Origin of the sequence: Spirillospora albida, assembly GCF_000718255.1 — a bacterium.
Lineage (GTDB): Bacteria > Actinomycetota > Actinomycetes > Streptosporangiales > Streptosporangiaceae > Spirillospora > Spirillospora albida.
In genome coordinates this window covers 116,433-134,030 of the sequence record NZ_JOFJ01000007.1, presented here as the reverse complement: position 1 = coordinate 134,030, position 17,598 = coordinate 116,433, and the positions used below count along the sequence as shown (strand labels likewise).

At 74.5% G+C, this 17,598-nt stretch carries 15 protein-coding genes and 1 pseudogene; 7 read left to right on the top strand and 9 right to left on the bottom strand.

What is annotated here, in order from left to right; translation table 11 throughout:
• Positions 1-285 precede the first annotated feature (285 nt).
• The 3 genes from IE99_RS0112085 to IE99_RS0112075 all read right to left on the bottom strand — a co-directional run bounded on the left by IE99_RS0112085 (position 286) and on the right by IE99_RS0112075 (position 2,685).
• Complete coding sequence (locus IE99_RS0112085; protein ID WP_030168415.1) at positions 286-1,263, bottom strand: sigma-70 family RNA polymerase sigma factor; 978 nt, start codon at positions 1,261-1,263, stop codon at positions 286-288.
• A 121-nt stretch (positions 1,264-1,384) separates the two neighbouring features.
• Positions 1,385-1,621, bottom strand: a complete 237-nt coding sequence (locus tag IE99_RS31815) for a DUF397 domain-containing protein (protein ID WP_030168413.1) — start codon at positions 1,619-1,621, stop codon at positions 1,385-1,387.
• A 182-nt stretch (positions 1,622-1,803) separates the two neighbouring features.
• Complete coding sequence (locus IE99_RS0112075; protein WP_051712423.1) at positions 1,804-2,685, bottom strand: helix-turn-helix domain-containing protein; 882 nt, start codon at positions 2,683-2,685, stop codon at positions 1,804-1,806.
• 625 nt (positions 2,686-3,310) lie between these two features.
• On the opposite strand from IE99_RS0112075, the gene IE99_RS0112070 reads away from it, so the two are divergent.
• Positions 3,311-3,952, top strand: coding sequence for a hypothetical protein (locus IE99_RS0112070; RefSeq protein ID WP_157610221.1), 642 nt, complete (start codon positions 3,311-3,313; stop codon positions 3,950-3,952).
• Here the strand turns inward: IE99_RS0112070 and IE99_RS0112065 are convergent.
• The gene (locus IE99_RS0112065; protein WP_030168404.1) at positions 3,940-4,980 is read right to left on the bottom strand and encodes a zinc-dependent alcohol dehydrogenase family protein; all 1,041 of its coding nucleotides are present in this window, start codon (positions 4,978-4,980) and stop codon (positions 3,940-3,942) included. The genes IE99_RS0112070 and IE99_RS0112065 overlap by 13 nt on opposite strands.
• A 126-nt stretch (positions 4,981-5,106) precedes the next feature.
• Between IE99_RS0112065 and IE99_RS30225 the strand changes: the two genes are divergently transcribed.
• From IE99_RS30225 to IE99_RS0112050, 3 genes are read left to right on the top strand one after another with little or no spacing between them, the layout of a single operon-like run.
• Positions 5,107-5,664: a universal stress protein gene (locus IE99_RS30225; protein ID WP_051712421.1), complete on the top strand. Its 558-nt coding sequence runs from the start codon at positions 5,107-5,109 to the stop codon at positions 5,662-5,664.
• 22 nt (positions 5,665-5,686) lie between these two features.
• Positions 5,687-6,328, top strand: coding sequence for an adenylate kinase family protein (locus IE99_RS0112055; RefSeq protein WP_030168399.1), 642 nt, complete (start codon positions 5,687-5,689; stop codon positions 6,326-6,328).
• Positions 6,325-7,167: a 1-aminocyclopropane-1-carboxylate deaminase/D-cysteine desulfhydrase gene (locus IE99_RS0112050; RefSeq protein WP_030168383.1), complete on the top strand. Its 843-nt coding sequence runs from the start codon at positions 6,325-6,327 to the stop codon at positions 7,165-7,167. The genes IE99_RS0112055 and IE99_RS0112050 overlap by 4 nt, the downstream gene beginning before the upstream one ends.
• A 54-nt stretch (positions 7,168-7,221) precedes the next feature.
• Here IE99_RS0112050 and IE99_RS0112045 read toward each other — a convergent pair whose 3' ends face one another.
• The 3 genes from IE99_RS0112045 to IE99_RS0112035 all read right to left on the bottom strand — a co-directional run bounded on the left by IE99_RS0112045 (position 7,222) and on the right by IE99_RS0112035 (position 10,993).
• Positions 7,222-8,295 carry an acyl-CoA dehydrogenase family protein gene (locus tag IE99_RS0112045; RefSeq protein ID WP_030168381.1) on the bottom strand — a complete coding sequence of 358 codons (1,074 nt, stop codon included), beginning with the start codon at positions 8,293-8,295 and terminating at the stop codon, positions 7,222-7,224.
• Positions 8,292-9,512, bottom strand: a complete 1,221-nt coding sequence (locus IE99_RS0112040; protein WP_211258792.1) for an acyl-CoA dehydrogenase family protein — start codon at positions 9,510-9,512, stop codon at positions 8,292-8,294. Before IE99_RS0112040 ends, IE99_RS0112045 begins: the two co-directional genes overlap by 4 nt.
• Positions 9,513-9,634: 122 nt before the next feature.
• Positions 9,635-10,993, bottom strand: a complete 1,359-nt coding sequence (locus IE99_RS0112035; protein WP_030168376.1) for a M28 family peptidase — start codon at positions 10,991-10,993, stop codon at positions 9,635-9,637.
• A gap of 216 nt (positions 10,994-11,209) precedes the next feature.
• Here IE99_RS0112035 and IE99_RS0112030 point away from each other — a divergent pair, with 216 nt between their 5' ends.
• Positions 11,210-12,001, top strand: a complete 792-nt coding sequence (locus IE99_RS0112030) for an ATP-binding cassette domain-containing protein (RefSeq protein WP_030168373.1) — start codon at positions 11,210-11,212, stop codon at positions 11,999-12,001.
• Here the strand turns inward: IE99_RS0112030 and IE99_RS0112025 are convergent.
• On the bottom strand, positions 11,934-15,101 hold the full coding sequence (locus tag IE99_RS0112025; RefSeq protein WP_030168370.1) for an acetyl-CoA carboxylase family protein: 3,168 nt from the start codon (positions 15,099-15,101) through the stop codon (positions 11,934-11,936). The two genes, IE99_RS0112030 and IE99_RS0112025, sit on opposite strands and share 68 nt — an antisense overlap.
• An 87-nt stretch (positions 15,102-15,188) precedes the next feature.
• On the opposite strand from IE99_RS0112025, the gene IE99_RS0112020 reads away from it, so the two are divergent.
• Together IE99_RS0112020 and IE99_RS33635 are read left to right on the top strand one after the other, a co-directional pair.
• Positions 15,189-15,779, top strand: coding sequence for a TetR/AcrR family transcriptional regulator (locus IE99_RS0112020; protein ID WP_030168368.1), 591 nt, complete (start codon positions 15,189-15,191; stop codon positions 15,777-15,779).
• Between the two features lie 40 nt (positions 15,780-15,819).
• Positions 15,820-16,095: pseudogene (locus IE99_RS33635) on the top strand (RtcB family protein); the annotation flags it as partial.
• 66 nt (positions 16,096-16,161) lie between these two features.
• Here the strand turns inward: IE99_RS33635 and IE99_RS0112015 are convergent.
• A complete protein-coding gene (locus IE99_RS0112015; protein ID WP_030168364.1) occupies positions 16,162-17,538 on the bottom strand; it encodes an aldehyde dehydrogenase family protein in 1,377 nt (458 codons plus the stop codon).
• Positions 17,539-17,598 lie beyond the last annotated feature (60 nt).

Genomic DNA, 17,598 nt, shown 5'->3' with positions numbered 1-17,598 from the left:
CCCACGGTACGACCAACTTGCGCAGTACGCAAAAATTCAGGCCCTGCCAAATTACGTGATGTGCATCTCAGGGCGGCCGGGAAGAAGCGGCACCGCCACTCGGTTCCGGGCACGCCGAAGACCACCGCCTCGAACGAGACGATGTGAAGGGAATCGCGCCGGTCTCGCCCGCCTCGGCCCGGCGCCGGGGCACGTCGGCTCTCCGCCCGGCGGACGGCGTCCGAAGGTGCCCGGAGGTATCCGCTCAGCGGCCGACGTCAGGGGAATTCCGCTCGGCGGAGGGCGTCAGGCGGTCTCGGGCAGCCCGAACACGCCGAACAGCGAGGTGTCGAAGAACGCGCCGACCCGCGCCACCCCGTCCCGCGTCACGGTGAGCACCTGGAGCTGAAACGGCCGGTGGACGCCGTCCTCGTCGCGCCGGTACACCGCGAACGCCGGCTGCCCGTTGGCGGTCGTCGGGATCATCCGCAGCTCCCCCGGCTCCGGCCCGCACTGCGCCTTGATCAGCCGGACGATGCCCTCCGCGCCGACGAACCACTGCGGGTACGGCGGCATCTCCCACACGGCGTCCTTCTTGAACAGCTCGACGAGCCGGTTCACGTCGGCGTCCTCGAACGCCTTCGCGTACTGCTCCAGGAGCTCCTTCCGCCCCGGGTCCGTGGGCTCGGCGAGGTCGTCGCGCAGCGGCGGCTCCTCCTCCAGCCGCGCCCGCGCCCGCTGCAGCGCCGAGTTGACGGCGGCGGTGGAGATCTCCATCAACTCGGCCACCTCGGCGGCCCGCCACTTGAGGACGTCGCGCAGCAGCAGCGCCACCCGCTGGTTGGCGGGCAGCCGCTGCAGCGCCGCGACGAACGCCAGCCGGGTGCTCTCCCGCGCCGCGACGATCGTCGCGGGATCGGAGGCGTCTCCGCCGACCAGGGCGTCCGGCGCGGGCTCGAGCCACGGCACCTCGGGCGACGCCACGACGGGCCGCTCGGGCTCGCTGTCCGGCGCCCCGAGCCCCGACGGCATCGGCCGGTTCCCCCGCTGGTCGATCGCCGTCAGGCACGCGTTCGTGGCGATCCGGTACAGCCACGTCCGCAGCGAGGACCGCCCCTCGAACCCGCCGTAGGACTTCCAGGCCCGCAGATAGGTCTCCTGGACGAGGTCCTCGGCGTCGTGGATGGACCCGAGCATCCGGTAGCAGTGCGCGAGCAGTTCCCGCCGGTACGGATCGGCGAGCCGCTCGAAGTCCTGCCCGCTGTCGATGGTGCTGTCGGTCATGAGGTGGTCACCTTCACTCGGCACGGTCACGGATGGACCGACACCCCTTGGCCCGGCCCCTCTTCACCACCGACCATAGGCGCCCCCACCGACAGAACCGGCGATCGCCCGCCGACCCGACCTATTCGTCCCGCAACCGGGCGACGAGTTCCCCGAACACCCGCCGAGGCACCGCGATCACGCCGCTCGCCACATCCTTGGAGTCCCGGATCAGCACGCGGGACCCGGCCGAGGAGACCTCGACGCACTCCGTGTTCTCGCTGGCGGACGCCGTACGCCAGACGCACGCCGCGGCGTCCGGGACGATCGCATCCTCTGTTCCAGCGGTCGCCGATGCCGGCCGCGCAGCCCGGCTCACTCCAGGCCCTCCTGCCCCATGAGAATCACAGGAGCATGTTACGAGAGCACCCCTGAATTGCCTAGCACCACGCGCCCCCGGTCTTCTCAATTTCCAAGGGAAACAATCGCGGCACTACTAGCCTCAATTCACAACAAGTGGCACATTTCCGACAAGCATGCCGAGAAGGTACGCCGCCGCGATCAGGCCATGGAAGCGATGACGTCTTCGATGAACGGCGCCGTCTCCTCGGCCGGCAGGACGAGCTTTCTGAGATTCTCATATCCCGCCCGGTAGTCGGCGATCCTCGCGTCCCGGTCGGCACCGGGAAGCGCCGAAAGAGTGAGCCGCTCCAGGTAGAGCACGTCGGTGAGTCGCGGGTCGGCGAACTCCAGGATCGTGAAACCGCCGAGCACCCCGAAATGCGCACCCTGGGAGAAGGGGATGACCTCGATCGTGATGTTCGGCCTGGTGAGCATCTCGAGCAGCAGTGACAGCTGGCGCGGCATGATCCCCGGATCGCGCTGGCCGCCGACCCGGCGGCGCAGCACGGCCTCGTCGATCACCATGTGCAGTTGCGGCTGGTCGGCTCGGGAGAACAATTCCTCCTGCCGCCGTATGCGGACCTCGACGACGATGTCGCGGTCAGGAGGCGACTGCACGAACTCGATGGTCATCGCGTTCGCGTAGTCCTCGGTCTGCAGCAGCCCCGGCACGACCAGAGGCTGGACGCTACGGATCGTCGCGGCGCCCGCCTCGTAGCCGATGTACCTCAGGTAGTCCTGCGGGACGTCGTTCTTGTAGAGGTCCCACCAGCCGCGTTTGCGCGCGCCACGGGCGATCTCCGTCAGTTCGGCCACTTCGGAGGCTCCATCCCCGAGCCCGTAGAAGCGGAGGAGGGCGTGCAGATCGGTGATGGAGACGCCGACCGCGCCGCCCTCGATCCGGATCAGCTTGGAGGTCGACCAGTCGAGAGCGTTGGCGACCTGGTCCTGCGTCGCGCCGCGCTCCTGCCTGAGCCGCTGGAGCTCGCTCGTCAGGATCGCGCGCAGGACCACGGGTCCCGCGCCGGAAGGCACGCTCATGCCCGTTCCTTACTCGGCGAGCAAAGATCCACCCTGACTCTCTGTGCCAAAAGACGCATAGCCGTTCGCCGCCCTTCGAGTTGCTCAGATTAAATCAGCGAGGTGGCAGATCGCCAAGAGCGCGGAGCAAGTTGTCAAAATGCCATGCCGCGATCGGCGCACGGCCATCGGTCACCTCGCGAAACGAGTGGTGGCGGTTTGCGGGCGTCCCAATCAAGGCGTTCGGCGTCCCCGCCGCCGTCCTCGCTCGCCCCTCCGACCCCGCCGTCAACACGAGCAGCACCACGGGTGACCAGGCCGCCAGACCTGTCCGACCTGCGGCGCGCGCTTGTTGCCGCAGCGCCACCCGCCCATGCGTCGGATGGCAGGTAGCGTGCTTCCGCTATGCCTCTTGGCGCCGCGACAGGTGGGAGAAAGATACCTGCGATCTGCGCGAAAGCAGATCTCCTGCGCGCAATCCGCCGCGCACACGGGGGCCCGGTGAGCCACTTCATAATGAATGGCGGGGCCCTGCCATCACAGGGCCCCGCCGGAGACCGAAAACCGTCACGCAGAAAGGTCTCGATCCACGATGAGCATACTCCGTATGATTCGGAGGGTACCAACGGACACCGATCCGCCGCCGTTGTCCGTGCGGAGACCGCGCGCCGTCCGCCCGAGCGCCGCCGGAGAGCCGATCCTGACGGCGCGCTCCTATTCCACGCTGCTGGCCGCCGACGTGGTCGCCTTCGGGGGTCCGGATCGGGACGAGGGCATCCAGCACCGGTTGAGGGAGAGGCTGTACGCGCACCTCGCGCACGCGCTCGCGATCACATGGCTGTCCGTCGACGACTGCCATGTCGAGGACCGGGGCGACGGGGTCCTCGTCGTCCCGTCGGCCGACATCCCGGCGCATCTGCTGCTGGATCCGCTCGCGCACCATCTCGGCGCGGTGCTCCGGCGCGGCAACCGGCTGCTCGCGCCGGCGGCACGGATGCGGCTGCGGCTCGCCGTGCACATGGGCCCCGTCTTCCGGGACCGGTACGGAGTCTCGGGGCACGCGGTGGTGCATCTGTTCCGGATGCTGGACTGCGAGGCGGTCCGGGCGGGCATCGACCTGTCGGACTCGGACCTGGCGATGATCGTGTCGGAGCGGCTGTTCCAGGACGTGGTCCGCAACAACGGTTACGTGGATCGTTCGCGGTACCGGCCGGTGGCGGTGAAGTGCAAGGAGACCACGGATCAGGGGTGGCTCTGGCTGTCGGACGCGCCCGGTCAGGAGGCGTGAGGCTCCAGCATGGTCATGCCGGGGCCGCGCATCTCGGTGAGGGCGCCGGGGCCCGCGGACAGGGGCAGGACGCGGCTGATCAGCAGGTCGGGGCGCAGCGTCCCGGCGCGGACGAGTTCCAGCAGCGCGGGATAGGCGTGCGCGGGCATGCCGTGGCTTCCGAGGATCTCCAGCTCGTACGCGATCACGCGGTCCATGGGAAGGTCGGTCCGGCCGGCGGCGGGGGGCAGCAGGCCCACCTGGACGTGCCGGCCGCGGCGGCGCAGGGACGCGACGGACGCGCGGGCGGTCGCGGGGCTGCCGAGGGCGTCGAGGGACAGGTGGGCGCCGCCGCCGGTGGCGTCGCGGACGGCGGCGGCGACGTCGTCGTGGAGCGCGGCGTCCAGGACGGCGGACGCGCCGCAGCGGCGGGCCAGGGCGAGGGCCTGCGGGGCGACGTCGACGGCGAGGACGCGGGCGCCGGCCGCGGCGGCGATCATCACGGCGGACAGGCCGACGCCGCCGCAGCCGTGCACGGCGACCCACTGCCCGGCGGCGACGCGGCCGCGGACGGTGACCGCGCGGAACGCGGTGGCGAAGCGGCAGCCGAGGGCGGCGGCGGCCGGGTAGGCCATCGCGTCGGGGACGCGGACGAGGTTGACGTCGGCGGCCTCGACCGTCACGTACTCGGCGAAGGAGCCCCAGTGGGTGAAGCCGGGCTGGGTCTGGGCCTCGCACACCTGCTGGTCGCCGGCGGCGCAGGACGGGCAGCGGCCGCAGCCGCAGGCGAACGGGGCGGTGACGCGGTCACCGGGCCGCCAGCGGGCGACCCGCGCGCCGACGGCCTCGACCGTCCCGGCGAACTCGTGCCCCGGGACGTGCGGGAACGCGCGGATGTCGGAATCGTGGCCCTGCCAGCCGTGCCAGTCGCTGCGGCACACGCCGGTGGCCTCGACGCGGACGACGGCGCCGTCCGGGCCGGGGGACGGATCGGGCAGCTCGCGCAGCCGCGGGGCCGCGCCGAAGGCGTCATAGGCGACCGCCTGCATCGCACCTCCTCGCCCGGGACGGGTCGTTTTTCGGAAACCCGCGCTTCAGGGGGCGGAAACACTTCCGTGAAGGCGGGTATACCTGCACCCTAGAGGGCACATCGTCATCGGCCTCGGGAGGGGACCGTGATCGCGAGACCGGAGGGCGGCCCCCGCGTGGTGGTGGGGGTGGACGACTCCGCGGGTGCCCGCTGCGCTCTCTCGTGGGCGATCGGGGAGGCGCGGCTGCGCCGGCTCCCGCTGCTGGTGGCGCACGCGGCGCCGCTGCCCCCGCACGTGTCGGCCGCCGGGCAGTTCGGCTGCGGGGTCTCGGACGCGCTGCGCGGGTCGGGCGCGGAGCTGATCGCGCGGCTGCTGGCGGAGGTGTGCGACGGCCCGCCGGAGGGGGTCGAGCTGACCGCGCTGGCGCTGGTCGGGGAGCCGGGCGCGACGCTGGTGCGGCTGGCGGGCGACGACGACATCCTGGTGGTGGGGCACGGGACGCGGAGCGCGCTGTCGCGGCTGCTGCGGCCGTCGGTGCGGCTGCACTGCGCGCGGCGGGCGCGGGCGACGCTGGTGTGCGTGCGGCCGCCGGCGTTCGACCTGCTGCTGGAGGAGCTGACGGCGCCCGGCCAGGCGCCCGAGCACGTCCCGGACCGCTCCCGGATCCGGCGTCTCGGCAGGTTGCTGCGGCCCCCGCACTGATCGCCCGCATAGGGTGGCCGGCATGCGCAAGTACATCGTCATCGGCGCCCAGGGCAGCGGGAAGGGGACGCAGGCGCAGCTGCTGGCGCGCGACCTCGACCTCGTGCACATCAGCGTCGGCGACATCTTCCGCTGGCACGTGCAGAACCACACCAAGCTCGGTGCGCAGGTCCGGCGCGTCATGGCGGCCGGCGAGCTGGTCGGGGACGACATGGTGGAGGGGATCGTGCGGGCGCGGCTCGACCAGCACGACTGGAACTTCGGGTTCGTCATCGACGGGTTCCCGCGCAACCGGCGGCAGGCGGAGTTCTTCCTGGAGAGCTACGACATCGACGGCGTGATCCATCTGGACCTGCCGGACGCGGAGGTGCGGCGGCGGGTCCTCGCCCGGCGGCTCTGCTCGCGGTGCGGGATGGACTACAACCTGATCGCGGACCGGCCGACCCGCGAGGGCCGCTGCGACGTGTGCGGCGGCGACCTCGTCACGCGGGAGGACGACACCGAGGAGGCCCTCGCCGAGCGGCTGCGGCTCTACCACGAGAAGGTCGACCCGGTGCTGGAGCTGTTCGGCCGGAAGGAGTACGTGGTGACGGTCGACGCGCGCCCGCCGATCGGCGATGTGCAGCGGGCGCTGCGCGAGAAGCTGCGGCTCCCCCCGCCGTGACCGCGTCCCCGGTGGTGGAGCTGGACGACGACCGTGCGGCGGCGCGGGGCGTGCGGCTGTTCCTGAAGCGCGACGACCTCGTCCATCCGCTGCTGCCGGGCAACAAGTGGCGCAAGCTCGAGTACAACCTGGAGCCCGCGCGGGAGCGCGGTACGGTGCTGACGTTCGGGGGCGCGTACTCGAACCACCTGCGGGCCGTCGCGGCGGCGGGCGCGCTGCACGGGTTCAAGACGATCGGGATCGTGCGGGGCGAGGAGCACCTGCCGCTGAACGACTCGCTGGCGTTCGCGGTGGAGCGGGGCATGCGGCTCGGCTACCTGGACCGGACGGCCTACCGCCGCAAGCACGAACCGGACGTGGTCGCGGCGCTCCATGAGGAATGGGGCGACTTCTACCTGCTGCCCGAGGGCGGGAGCAATCCGCTGGCCCTGCGGGGGTGCGCTGAGCTCGGAGCGGAGCTGCCGGAGTTCGACGTGGTGTGCTGCCCGTGCGGGACGGGCGGGACCCTCGCCGGGATCGCCGCCGGTCTCGCCCCCGGCCAGGAGGCGCTGGGATTCGCCGTCCTGAAGGGTGGATTCCTGGACGCCGAGGTCGAGCGCCTCCAGAGGGAGGCCTACGGGGAGCGGCGGGGGACCTGGCGGGTCCGGGACGGCTTCCATTTCGGCGGCTACGCCAGGCGCTCCGCCGAACTGGACGCGTTCATCGGCGATTTCGCCGCGCGGCACGGCGTCGTCCTCGACCCGGTCTACACGGCGAAGATGATGTACGGGATCTACGAGCTCGTCGAGGGCGGCGCGTTCCGTCCGGGCACGCGGGTCTGCGCGGTCATCACCGGCTGACGCCTCCCGCCGCCGGCGGGGGGGCGGGACCCGGCCGGCCCCGCCCCGCACGGGTCACGCGGGCGGCAGGTCGACCAGCGCGGCGAGGGCGGCGCGGTGCCGGTCCGGGGTGCCGAGCGCGATCGCGGCGCTCTTCGCGCGCTTGAGGTACAGATGCGCGGAGTGCTCCCAGGTGAAGCCGATGCCGCCGTGCATCTGGACGCACTCCTCGGCGGCCTTGACGGCGACGGCGGAGCAGTGCGCCTGCGCGACCGCGACGGCGATCTCCAGGTCGGGGTCGCCGGCGGCGGCGCAGGCGGCGGCGTGCCGGGCCACGGCGCGGGCCTGCGTGATGGCCGTCCACAGGTCGGCGAGCCGGTGCTTGAGCGCCTGGTAGGAGCCGATCGGCCGACCGAACTGGTAGCGGGTCTTGACGTGGGCGACGGTCGCGTCGAGGCACCCCTCGGCGATACCGAGCTGCTCGGACGCCAGCAGCGCGGCGCCGGTGAGCAGCCCGGCGCGCACGGCGCCCGGCCCGTCCGCTACCCGGCGGGCGGGGGCGCCGTCGAAGGCCGTGTCGGCAAGGCGGCGGGTCATGTCGAGGGACGTGACGGGCGCGCGTCCGGCGTCGGCGGCGTCCACGGCGTACAGGCCGTCGGCGGCGGGGACGAGCAGGACGTCGGCGGCCAGGCCGTCGGCGACGCCCGGCACCTCCCCGGTGAGAGCGCCGCCCGCGACCCGCACGCGCGCGGGCGGCTCGCCGGGCGGGGTGCCGAACGGGACGGCGAGGACCGCGATCCGCTCCCCCTCGGCGAGGTCGCCGACGAGGTCGCTCTCACCGGCCGCGAGCAGCGCGGCGGTCGCCATGACGGCGCTGGTCAGGAACGGGACGGGCGCGACGGCGCGGCCGATCTCCTCGGCCACGACGGCGGCCTCGCGCCAGGACGCGCCCGCGCCGCCGAGCTCCTCGGGGACGGCGAGCCCGGCCGCGCCGAACCGGCCGGCGAGGGCGTGCCACAGGTCGGCGTCGAAGGGGTCGTCCTTCTCGACGCCCGCGAGGACGCCCGTCCAGGGCGCCTTCCCGGCGAGGAGGTCGCGGACCCCGCCGCGCAGGTCGCTTTCGATCTCGCCGTAGAGCAGGTCGGTCATTTCGGCAGGTCCTTCCAGGGAACGTCCTTGTCGACCCGGATCTCGCCGGGCAGGCCGAGGACGCGCTCGGCGATGATGCCGCGCAGGATCTCGGAGGTGCCGCCCTCGATGGAGTTGCCCTTGGCGCGCAGGTAGCGGTAGCCGGGCGAGCGGCGGGTGAAGTCGACCTCGGACGGGCGGCGCATCGTCCAGTCGTCGTAGCGGAGGCCGTCCGTGCCGAGCATCTCAAGCTCGAGGCCGGACACCTCCTGGTTCAGCTTCGCGAACGCGAGCTTGGTGCCGGAGCCCTCGGGGCCGGGGCGTCCGGCGGCGAGGGACTGGCGGAGCCGCTCACCGGCGAGCCGGGCGGCCTCGACCTCGACCCAGAGCCGCATCAGCTCGCCGTGCAGGCCGGGTGTGCGCAGCTCGGGGCGGTCGCGCCAGAGGCCGGCGACGACGCCGATCATGCCGCTCTCGCGGGGGACGGCGGCGCCGCCGATGGAGACGCGCTCGTTCATCAGCGTGTGGGTGGAGACCCGCCAGCCGTCGCCGACCTCGCCGAGGCGGTGCGCGTCGGGGATCTCGACGTCGGTGAGGAACACCTCGTTGAACTCGGCCTCGCCGGTGAGCTGGCGGAGCGGCCGGACCTCGACGCCGGGGGCGGTCATGTCGAGGACGAAGTAGGTCATGCCCCGGTGCTTGGGCACGTCGGGGTCGGTGCGGGTGACGAGCAGGCCCCAGCGGGCCTCGTGCGCCATGGACGTCCAGACCTTCTGGCCGTTGACGATCCAGCGGTCGCCGTCGCGGACGGCGCGGGTGCCGAGGGCTGCGAGGTCGGAGCCGGCACCGGGCTCGCTGAACAGCTGGCACCAGATGTCCTCGCCGGTCCAGAGGGGGCGCAGGAAGCGGGCCCGCTGCTCGTCGGTCCCGGCGGCGAGGAGGGTGGGGGCGGCCATGCCGAGGCCGATGCCGTTGCGCTCGGGGCGGTTGGTGGGGGCGCCGGCCTTGGCGAACAGGCGGTCGACGTCGCGCTGGAGGGCGCGGGGGGCGTCGCAGCCGCCGAGGCCCCGCGGGTAGTGGACCCACGCCAGCCCGGCGTCGAACCGGGCGCGGAGGAACTTGAGGCGATCGGTGGCGGCGGGATCGTGCTCGGCGAGGAACGCCGCGACCCTCCTGCTCAGCTCGTCGGCGTCGGGCGGTGCGGTGCTCACGGGCGGCCTCCGGAACGGGGGGGACATACCAACTGGTCGGTATGACCGTCACCCTAGGAACGGCCGGGCATGCCGGTCAACAGCCCGGCCGTTCCGCTGTGCTCCCGCCCAAGGGCCGCCGGTCGGACCAGCGGTGGCGGGCCACGTCGCTAGCGGTGGCGGGCCACGTCGTAGGCGGCGCAGCCGATCAGCTCGAGGGAGACCTGGAGGCGCTGGAGGCTGATGTTGCCCGAGACGGTGTCCTCGGGGGTGTGGTAGACGGGCTCCAGCTGGCTCGGGGCCTCTCCCCCGCGCCAGCTGAAGTTCCCCGCGGCGATGCCGCGCTCGAAGAACGCCTCGTGGTCGCTGGAGCCGCGCGCGGTCGGGCCCTTGGTCTGGCCGGAGTAGCCGAGGCGCTCGGCGGCCCCGGCGATGGCGTCGGTGGTGGTGTTGGCGGCGCCGTCCACCGACAGCAGCCAGTACGTGCCCGCCGGCGGATGGCTGGTGGCGACCATGTCGTTCTGGAAGCAGCCGGCGATGCGCGCGGCGGACGCGTCGTCCAGCTGCTTGACGTAGTGGCGGGCGCCGACGAGGCCGAGCTCCTCCGCGCCCCAGAGGCAGATCCGCAGGTCCTTCTGCGTGGGGAGGCGGCGCAGGGCGCGGGCCAGTTCCAGGCACAGCGCGGTGCCGCTGCCGTCATCGTTGCCGCCGGGCGAGCCGGGGACGCTGTCGTAGTGGGCGCTGACGATGACGGCCCTGCGGTCGGGGTTCGGGAGCGTGGCCCGGCGTTCGGCGATGACGTTGTAGGAGGTCAGGCCGGTGTGCGCGGTGACCTCCAGGGACAGCCGCGCGACGCCCGCGCGGATCCGCGCGCCGTGGTACTCGGCGATGCCGAGCACGGGGACCGGCACGGCCTCGGCCAGGACGGGGAAGAACGTCGCGGCCTTGCGCTCGGGGTAGGTGGTACTGCGCACGTTGACGATCAGCACGGCGGCGGCGCCCGCCGCGGCGGCCGCCTTCGCCTGGTCGAGCTCCCGTCCCGCGACGCGGGTGAACAGCGCGAGCCGCCCGGTCAGGTCGGTGGTGACCTCGGTGGCGGCGCCGAGGTCGGTGATCTCGCCCGCGGCGCGTCCGGCGGCGCCGTTCGCCGCGGCGGCGCTCTGCCAGTGGACGCCCCGCGCCCGCAGTTCGGCGAGCTTCTTGTCGGGGACGGGGAACGGCTGCAGCTCGGTGCGGTAGCCGAGATCGCGCAGCACGTGCCCGATGTAGCGGGCGGCGCGGTGCTCGCGGGAGGTGCCGGCGACGCGCCAGCCGATGCCGTCGCTCAGCGCCCGCAGGTGGGTGAGCGCCCGGCGGGCGTCGACGCGGGCCGTGACGGCCCGGTCGCCGGGGGTCAGGGACGGGCCGCGCAGCGCTCCGGGCCGCTGCCGGGTCGCGGCGGCGGCACTGCCGGGCAGCAGACCCGCGGTGGCGAAGCCGGCCAGCGCGGCGGCTCCGGCGAGCAGGTCGCGGCGGGGGACGTGGGACATGGGCGTCTCCTCGGAGGGTGTCGACAAAGGCGCCTGGTCTGTCCGGAACCTACGAAATGCCAGGGATCGCGGCATCTGGCCTTAACGGTCCGCAACCGAACCGTGATCCGCGCCCCCCGGCCCCCGCCGTGGGGGCGTTGCCGGTCGCGCGGGCGGTCAGTAGGGTGAGCACTCGTCAGTGATCTATATCACATCGAGCCGTCGCGGAGGATGCGGATGGCCGCTGCGGAAGGTCTGCTCGTCGCGGGCGTGACGGTGCGGTTCGGCCAGGTCACGGCCGTCGACGGGGTCGCGCTCGCCGCGTTCCCCGGCGCCGTCACCGGTCTGGTCGGGCCGCCCGGAGCGGGCAAGACGACGCTCATCGACGTCATCGCGGGGCGGCGCCGCCCCGCCGCCGGGGCCGTCCTGCTGGACGGCGCGGAGCTGACCGGCCGGTCCGCCCCGGGCGTCGCGCGCGCCGGGCAGCGGCCGGGGCCGTTCGGGCGCGCGACCGTCCACGAGCACGTCCGGGCCGCCGCAGACCGGCACGCCCGGAGGGCGCCCTACGCGGGCCGGTCGGCGCGGGACCGGCGGCGCCGCCGCCGCGACGCCCGCCGCGACACCGGGCGCCGCGCCGACGAGCTGCTCTCCCGGGTCGGCGTCGCCGAGTACGCGGGCCGCCGCGCCGGGAACGTCCCGGCGGAGGTCGCGCGGCTCGCGGACGTGGCGCGGGCCCTGGCCGCCGAGCCCGCCGTCCTCCTGCTGGACGAGCCGTGGGCGGGCCTGCCGCCGTATCGTTCGCGCGCGCTGGAGGTCCTGGTCCGCGACGTCGCGGCGGAGGGCGTCGCGGTGGTCGTCACGGCGGACGCGCTGGAGCCGGTGATGGGCGTCTGCGACGTCGTCCACCTCCTGGACGCGGGCCGGACGGTCGCGGCGGGCCCGCCGGCCGAGGTCCGCGGCGTCACCACGTGTCGATCCAGGGACGCGGCGGGCCTTCGGGAGGCGGCGCCGAGCCGAGCGCCGTGGTGATCCAGCGGCGGGTGTCGGCGGGGTCGATGACGTCGTCCAGCTCGAACACCGACGCGGCGTTCAGCGCCTTGCCGTGCTCGTAGGCGAGGGCGACCATCTCGGCGAACAGCGCGTCCGGGTCCTCGGCGGCGGCGAGTTCGGCGCGGAACCCCAGCCGGACGGCGCCCTCCAGGCCCATGCCGCCGATCTCGCCGGTCGGCCAGGCGAGGGTGGCGAGCGGCGCGGCGAACGAGCCGCCCGCCATGGCCTGCGCCCCGAGCCCGTAGCCCTTGCGCAGGACGACGGTGACGAGCGGGACCCGCAGGTTCGCTCCGACGACGAAGACGCGGCCGAAGTGCCGGACGGTCGCGGTCTCCTCGGCGTCCGGCCCGACCATGAAGCCGGGGGTGTCGCACAGCGAGACGACGGGCAGGCCGTGCGCGTCGCACAGCTGGAGGAACCGGGCGGCCTTGTCGGCGGCGTCGCGGTCGATGGCGCCGCCGAGGTGGGCGGGGTCGTTGGCGATGAGGCCCATCGGACGGCCCTCGACCCGCACCAGCGCGGTGACGATCCCGAGACCGAACGCGCGGCGCAGCTCCAGCACCGACCCGGTGTCGCAGAGGTGGCCGATGACGCGTCGGACGTCGTAGGCCCGCATCCGGTTCTCGGGGATCAGGTGCCGGAGGATCCGCTGGTCCTCGTGATCCCAGTCGCTCGCCGGGCCCTGGAAGTACGACAGGTAGCGGCGGGCGGCGGCGACGGCCTCCGCCTCGTCGTCCACCAGGACGTCGATGACGCCGTTCGGCTCCTGGACGGACACGGGGCCGATCTCCTCGGGCGCGAAGACGCCGAGCCCGCCGCCCTCGATCATGGCGGGGCCGCCCATCCCGATGTTGGCGTCCCGCGTGGCGATCACGGCGTCGCAGATGCCGAGCAGCGCCGCGTTCCCGGCGAAGCAGCGCCCGTTGGCGATCCCGACGGACGGGACGTGCCCGCTGAGCCGCCCCATCGCGTGGAAGGTCGTCACGTCCAGGCCGGACACGGTCGTGGTGTCGGTGTCGCCGGGCCGCCCGCCGCCGCCCTCGGCGAACAGCACGACGGGCAGCCGGCGGCGGTGGGCGATCTCCAGCATCCGGTCGGTCTTGCGGTGGTTGAGGTGGCCCTGCGTCCCGGCCATGACCGTGTAGTCGTAGGACAGGACGACGGCCTGCGCGCCGTTCACGTCCCCGATGCCGCAGACCAGGCCGTCGGCGGGCGTCTTCTCGATCAGCTCCTCGAGCGGGCGGCGGCGCCGCTGCGCGGCCACGACGAGCGGCCCGTACTCGGCGAACGTGCCCGGATCGCACAGGTCGGCGATGTTCTCGCGGGCGGTGCGGTGGCCGCGCGCGTGCCGTTTCGCGACGGCCTCGGGGCGGGCGGCGTCCAGCCCGACCGCATGCCGGCGGAGCGCCTCGGCGAGGTCGGGGCGGATCGCGTCGGGGTCGGCGGCGTCCTCCTCGGCGACGTGCTCGCCGTCCGCGTCGGCGGGCTCGAGGAACAGCAGCGGCGCGCCCTCGGCGACGGCCGCGCCGGGCTCGGCGGCGAACGTCCGGACGATGCCGGGCTCGGGGGCGTGCACGACGTGCTCCATCTTCATCGCCTCGATGACGGCGACGGGCCGCCCCTTGCGGACGAGCTCGCCCTCCGTCACGTCGAAGCCCACGACCGTCCCCGGCATGGGCGCGCGGACCGCGACGCCGCCCGCCGGGCCGGCCGCGGCGGCGCGGGGCGCCTCGACGGGCAGCTCGGCGAGGTGGTCGGCGAGGAACCCGGTGTGGACGCCGCCGGAGGTGAAGTCCGGATGCCGCAGGACGGCCCGCAGCAGCGGGATCCCGGTCGCGACGCCCGCGATGTCGAACTCGGCGAGCGCGCGGCCGGCGCGGGCCGCCGCCGACGGCAGGTCCTCCGCGCGGGCGACGACCTTCGCGAGCAGCGGGTCGTAGCGGACCCCGACGGCGAGCCCGGGGTATCCGTGGGTGTCGACGCGGACGCCCGGTCCGGACGGCGGCGCGAACGCCGTCAGCGTCCCCGACCGGGGGCGCGGCACGCCGTCCGCGTCGAGCGTCTCGGCGTTGACGCGGGCCTGGATCGCGCAGCCGGACACGGGCGGTGGCGCGGCCAGTCCGACGTCGGCGAGGGTCTCCCCCAGCGCGATCCGGATCTGCGCCTTCACCAGGTCGACGCCGGTGACCTCCTCGGTGACGGTGTGCTCGACCTGGAGCCGGGGATTGGCCTCCAGGAACCAGAACGCCCCGTCCGCGACGAGGAACTCGAACGTGCCGAGGCTCCGGTACCGCGCGCGGGACGCCATCGCGGTCGCCGCGTCCAGCAGCGCGTCCCGCACGGCGGCGGGCAGCGCGGGCGCGGGCGCGATCTCGATGAGCTTCTGGTTGCGGCGCTGGACGCTGCAGTCCCGGTCCCACAGGTGCGTGACGGCGCCGGACCCGTCCCCGATCACCTGCACCTCGATGTGGCGGGCGCGCGGCACGTACCGCTCCACGTAGAGGGCGCCGTTCCCGAACGCGGCGAGCGCCTCGGACCGGCACCGCTCGTACGCGGCGGCCATCCCGCCCGGATCCCGGACGGTCCGCACGCCGCGCCCGCCGCCGCCCGCGACGGCCTTCAGCATGACGGGACCGTGGGCGCGGGCGAACGCCTCCGCCTCGGCGAGCGTGACCGGCCCGTCCGTGCCCGCCGTGACCGGGACGCCGGCCTCGCGGGCCAGCTCCCGCGACCGGGTCTTGTCGCCGAACAGCTCCAGCAGCTCCGGCGGCGGGCCGACGAACGCGAGCCCCGCGTCCGCGCACGCGGCGGCGAACGCGGCGTTCTCGCTCAGGAACCCGTACCCGGGGTGGACCAGCCGCGCGCCCGCGTCCCGCGCCGCCGCGACCAGCGCGGCCGCGTCCAGGTACCCGGCGGGGCCGTCGCCCGGCAGCGCCCGCGCCGCGTCCGCGCGGCGGACGTGCAGCCCGTCCGCGTCGTCGCCGGTGTGGACCGCGACGGTCGCGAGCCCGAGCTCCGCCGCCGCCCGCAGCACCCGCAGCGCGATCTCGCCGCGGTTGGCCACCAGGATCCCGCCCACGCGCCGCTCCCCTGTCCGTCCGATGGTCCGGCGATGATAATGATGACCGGAGCGCGCCGCCCGACCAGCCCACCCGGAGGAGCCCCGATGAGCACCGCTGGACGGTCCGTCCGCGAGTCCCTGCTGGACGCCGCCGCGGAACTGCTGGTCGAGCGCGGCTACCGGGGGGTCCGGATGGCGGACGTCGCGGCCGCCGCCGGCGTGAGCCGGCAGACCGTCTACAACGAGTTCGGCGACAAGTGGGGCCTCGCGCAGGCCGTCGTGGTCCGCGACAACGACCGCTACGTCGACGGCATCGACCGCGTCCTGTCGGAGCATCGCGACCTGCACGCGGCGGTCCGCGCCGCGGTGCTGTTCACGCTGGAGACGGCCGCCGACGACCGGCTGACGAAGCTGGTGCTGACCGGCGCGGGCGGCGACGAGCTGCTCCCGCTGCTCACCACGCGGGCCGATCCGGTGCTGTTCACCGCCAGGGACCGGCTCGCCGAGCACGCCCTCGCCCAGTGGCCGAGCCTGGACCCGGCCGCCTTCACGGAGGTCACCGACGCGGCGGTGCGCCTCACGATGAGCCACATCATGCTGCCGTCCGCCCCGCCGGAGATGGTGGCCGAAATGATCGCCCGCATGGTCACGGCCTACATGGGCGTCCCGGAAAACGGGGTGCGCTCCCCCGGCTAGCGTCGGTTCTCCTCGCGACGGCTTCGGCAACGCCGCGAACCTCACCTTCGGGAACCGGTTCTTCCTGTCGCTGACGATGCGGACGGGCCTCGCGGCCGAGTGCGGCGATCCGGAGGCACGGCTGCTGTACGACGCGCCGCACAACCTGCTCTGGCGGGACGGCGAGCGGGTCGTGCACCGCACGGGGGCGCCCCCGGCGGGCGGGCACGCCGCGATGGCGGGCGGTCCCTACGCGATATGGGGCGAGCCGGTCATCGTGCCCGGGTCGATGGGCGCGCCGAGCTTCGTCCTGCGCGGGCACGGCGACCCGCGGACGCTCGCCGGCGCCTGCGCGGCGCCGGTGTGGCGACGCCGGTCGCGGAGCTGCGGCCGCTGCTCACCGTCAAGGGATGACGGCCTGGAGGTGGACGACCTTCACGGCCGTCATCTCGTCCAGCAGCTCGGGGCCGTAGCCGAAGCCCCGTCCGCTGGCGCGGCGGGGGGTCGCGGCGCCGCCGGGCGCGCCGCCGAACACCGCGTTGATCTTGACGGTGCCGACGGCCAGGGTCCGCCAGGCGCGCTGGGCGTGGGCGAGGTCGCGGGTGAGGACGGTCGCGGCGAGGCCGTAGCGGGACGCCGCGGCCGCCTCCAGCGCCTCGTCGAACGACCCCACGGTGCGGACGGGCGCGACCGGGCCGAACGTCTCCTCGGCCATGACGGCCATGGCGTCGTCGCAGCCGGACAGGACGGTCGCCGGGTAGAAGCAGCCCGGGCCGCCGGGGATCGCGCCGCCGCAGCGGACGCGGGCGCCGTCCGCGACCGCCTTCTCGACCTGCTCGTGGACCTGCGCGCGGTGCCGCTCGTCCACCAGCGGGCCGAGTTCGGTGGCGGGGTCGGTGCCGGGGCCCGTGCGGAGAACCTGCGCGCGGGTGGTCAGGGCGTCCAGGAACTCCTCCGCCAGGTCGGCGTGGACGTAGACGCGCTCGACGGAGGTGCAGATCTGCCCCGCGTTCGCGAAGCAGCCGATCGCGGCCTGTTCGGCGGCCCAGGCGGGGCCGACGCCCGCGTCCACGATGAGGGGGTCGGCGCCGCCGTTCTCCAGCAGGACCTTCGCGCCGGTGCGGGCGGCCAGCTCCGCGATGCGGCGGCCGGTGCGGGTGGAGCCGACATGCGCGATGACGTCGGCGCCGGGGTGGGCGGCGAGGGCCTCGCCGGTGGCGCCGTCCCCGGTGACGAGGTTCACGACGCCGTCGGGGAGGCGGCCGGCGAGCAGCTCCGTCAGCAGCGCGCCGGTGTGCGGGGTGCGCTCGGACGGCTTGTGGACGACCGTGTTGCCGGTGACGGCGGCGGCGCCGATCAGGCCGCAGGCGATCGCGACGGGGTCGTTCCACGGGGTGATCGCGGCGACGGTCCCGTACGGCTCGCGGACCATGAAGTCGGCGGCGTCCCGGCCGCCCTGGAGGCTGCGGGCGCCGTGCAGCGGGCCGAGTTCGGCGTACTGGCGGAGCGTGCCGGTCCCGGCGGCCACGCCGCCGCGCGCGTCCGCGAGCGGCTTGCCCATCTCCGCGGTCACCAGCGCGGCCAGCTCGCCGGCGCGCTCCTCGATCGCGGCCGCGGCCCGGTGCAGGGCGGCGCCGCGCTCGGCGGCGGGCACCGCGGCCCAGCCGGGCGCGGCGGCGCGCGCGGCGGCGACTGCCGCCTCGACGTCGGCCGCGTCGCCGGCGGTCAGGGTGCCGACCGGTCCGCCGGTCGCGGGGTCCGTGACGGTGATCGTGCGCATGCTTCCCCCTCGGGTACGGTCGCGTCGTACCGCCTACCCGGGACGCCCGGTTTCATGGCC

What these genes read in the sequence shown, in the direction of transcription:
- IE99_RS0112020 (WP_030168368.1), top strand. Translation starts at nt 15,189, where the DNA reads ATGAGCACCGCTGGACGGTCCGTCCGCGAGTCCCTGCTGGACGCCGCC.
- IE99_RS0112035 (WP_030168376.1), bottom strand. Translation starts at nt 10,993, where the DNA reads ATGTCCCACGTCCCCCGCCGCGACCTGCTCGCCGGAGCCGCCGCGCTG.
- IE99_RS0112045 (WP_030168381.1), bottom strand. Translation starts at nt 8,295, where the DNA reads ATGACCGACCTGCTCTACGGCGAGATCGAAAGCGACCTGCGCGGCGGG.
- IE99_RS0112085 (WP_030168415.1), bottom strand. Translation starts at nt 1,263, where the DNA reads ATGACCGACAGCACCATCGACAGCGGGCAGGACTTCGAGCGGCTCGCC.
- IE99_RS0112055 (WP_030168399.1), top strand. Translation starts at nt 5,687, where the DNA reads ATGCGCAAGTACATCGTCATCGGCGCCCAGGGCAGCGGGAAGGGGACG.
- IE99_RS0112015 (WP_030168364.1), bottom strand. Translation starts at nt 17,538, where the DNA reads ATGCGCACGATCACCGTCACGGACCCCGCGACCGGCGGACCGGTCGGC.
- IE99_RS0112065 (WP_030168404.1), bottom strand. Translation starts at nt 4,980, where the DNA reads ATGCAGGCGGTCGCCTATGACGCCTTCGGCGCGGCCCCGCGGCTGCGC.
- IE99_RS0112040 (WP_211258792.1), bottom strand. Translation starts at nt 9,512, where the DNA reads ATGTCCCCCCCGTTCCGGAGGCCGCCCGTGAGCACCGCACCGCCCGAC.
- IE99_RS0112030 (WP_030168373.1), top strand. Translation starts at nt 11,210, where the DNA reads ATGGCCGCTGCGGAAGGTCTGCTCGTCGCGGGCGTGACGGTGCGGTTC.
- IE99_RS0112075 (WP_051712423.1), bottom strand. Translation starts at nt 2,685, where the DNA reads ATGAGCGTGCCTTCCGGCGCGGGACCCGTGGTCCTGCGCGCGATCCTG.